This window comes from Albidovulum salinarum (genome assembly GCF_025673475.1).
In the GTDB taxonomy this organism is placed as follows: Bacteria; Pseudomonadota; Alphaproteobacteria; order Rhodobacterales; family Rhodobacteraceae; genus Albidovulum; species Albidovulum salinarum.
Map to the genome: position 1 here is coordinate 1 of NZ_JAOVQO010000045.1, position 2500 is coordinate 2500.

1 tRNA gene and 2 rRNA genes (1 of these 3 cut by a window edge) are annotated in these 2500 nt (G+C 55.1%); all 3 read right to left on the reverse strand.

Going from position 1 to position 2500, the window contains the following annotated elements:
• Nucleotides 1–2 precede the first annotated feature (2 nt).
• Nucleotides 3–79: transfer RNA gene (locus tag OEZ60_RS21795), tRNA-Met, on the reverse strand.
• 71 nt (nt 80–150) lie between these two features.
• Nucleotides 151–265, reverse strand: a 5S ribosomal RNA gene (gene rrf / locus OEZ60_RS21800).
• Between the two features lie 71 nt (nt 266–336).
• Nucleotides 337–2500: ribosomal RNA gene (locus tag OEZ60_RS21805) — 23S ribosomal RNA — on the reverse strand; it runs 672 nt beyond the window's last position.

A 2500-nucleotide genomic window follows, 5' to 3' on the forward strand; every position in this document is an offset into this window, starting at 1 on the left:
TTTGGTTGCGGGGGTAGGATTTGAACCTACGACCTTCAGGTTATGAGCCTGACGAGCTACCGGGCTGCTCCACCCCGCGCCAATTGGCCCGCTCGGTATTGGATTGAGTTTGGGCCGCATCGTCGAGAGATACGTTGCGCTTCTTTCTAGGTTTGGCGGCGACCTACTCTCCCACGTCTTGAGACGCAGTACCATTGGCGCGACGGCACTTAACGGCCGAGTTCGGGATGGGATCGGGTGTTTTGCTCGTGCTATGACCACCAAACCGAGAAAGAAGCACAACAATCAGCGGTCCAAGTCCGCTTTTTGACCAGAGAAGTCTGGCTTCTGCTGGATCAAATCAAGCCTATCGAGCAATTAGTACCGGTCAACTGAACGCATTGCTGCGCTTACATCTCCGGCCTATCGACGTGGTGGTCTTCCACGGCTCTCAAGGGATACCTGGTTTTGAGGGGGGCTTCCCGCTTAGATGCCTTCAGCGGTTATCCTGTCCGTTCATAGCTACCCAGCACTGCCGTTGGCACGACAACTGGTCCACCAGTGGAACGTTCACCCCGGTCCTCTCGTACTAGGGGCAACTCCTCTCAAGTATCCTACACCCACGGCAGATAGGGACCGAACTGTCTCACGACGTTCTAAACCCAGCTCACGTACCTCTTTAAATGGCGAACAGCCATACCCTTGGGACCTGCTCCAGCCCCAGGATGAGATGAGCCGACATCGAGGTGCCAAACGATGCCGTCGATATGGACTCTTGGGCATCATCAGCCTGTTATCCCCAGCGTACCTTTTATCCGTTGAGCGATGGCCCTCCCACTTGGGACCACCGGATCACTATGGCCGTCTTTCGACTCTGCTCGACTTGTCAGTCTCGCAGTCAGGCTGGCTTCTGCCATTGCACTCAACGAGCGATTTCCGACCGCTCTGAGCCAACCTTCGCGCGCCTCCGTTACTCTTTGGGAGGCGACCGCCCCAGTCAAACTACCCACCACGCAGGGTCCCGGATCCGGATAACGGACCGCGGTTAGACATCAAGAGTGCGAAGGGTGGTATCTCAAGGGAGGCTCCACGGAAACTGGCGTTCCCGCTTCAAAGCCTACCACCTATCCTGCACATCACAATCCTGATGCCAGTGCGAAGCTATAGTAAAGGTGCATGGGGTCTTTCCGTCTAACCGCGGGAAGTGTGCATCTTGACACACAGTTCAATTTCGCTGAGTCCACGTTTGAGACAGCGGGGAGATCGTTACGCCATTCGTGCAGGTCGGAACTTACCCGACAAGGAATTTCGCTACCTTAGGACCGTTATAGTTACGGCCGCCGTTTACTGGGGCTTCAATTCGGAGCTTGCACCCCTCCTTTTAACCTTCCAGCACCGGGCAGGCGTCAGACTGTATACGTCGCCTTACGGCTTCGCACAGCCCTGTGTTTTAAGTAAACAGTCGCCACCCCCTGGTCTGTGCCCCCCGCCCACAGTTGCCTGCAGACGGGGCTCCCTTCTCGCGAACTTACGGGAGCATTTTGCCGAGTTCCTTAAACGTGGTTCTCTCAAGCGCCTTGGTATTCTCTACCAGTCCACCTGTGTCGGTTTCGGGTACGATCTAATGGAGGGCTATTTCCAGGAACCTCTAAGCAGCCTCTTCAATCCGATAAGAAGAAACTACCCTCGAGATCCGTCACATCCTCCTGGCCCAGGAATATTAACCTGGTTCCCATCGACTACGCCTTTCGGCCTCGCCTTAGGGGTCGGCTCACCCTGCTCAGATTAGCTTTAAGCAGGAACCCTTGGACTTTCGGCGACAGGGTCTCTCACCCTGTTTGTCGCTACTCATGTCAACATTCTCGCTTCCGATCACTCCACCGGATCCCTCACAGGCCGGCTTCACAGTCAGCACCGTTCCGACCAAAACCCTCCCGAGGGAAGGCTGAAGTCGGATGGTGCTATATCACGGAACGCTCCGCTACCACGCACATTGCTGTGCATCCTAAGCTTCGGCTCGTGGCTTGAGCCCCGTTACATCTTCGCCGCAAGACAACTTATTTAGACCAGTGAGCTGTTACGCTATCTTTAAAGGATGGCTGCTTCTAAGCCAACCTCCTGGTTGTTTTGGTCGTCTCACATGCTTTCCCACTTAGCCACGAATTGGGGGCCTTAGCTGTAGGTCAGGGTTGTTTCCCTCTTCACGACGGACGTTAGCACCCGCCGTGTGTCTCCCGGATAGTACTCTACGGTATTCGGAGTTTGCTTAGGCTCAGTAAGTCTGTGGGACCCCATCACCCATGCAGTGCTCTACCCCCGTAGGTATTCGTCCGAGGCGCTACCTAAATAGCTTTCGCGGAGAACCAGCTATCTCCAGATTTGATTGGCCTTTCACCCCTAGCCACACGTCATCCGGACCCTTTTCAACGGGTGTCGGTTCGGACCTCCAGTAAGTGTTACCTTACCTTCATCCTGCACATGGCTAGATCATCTGGTTTCGGGTCTGATCCCACGAACTCAT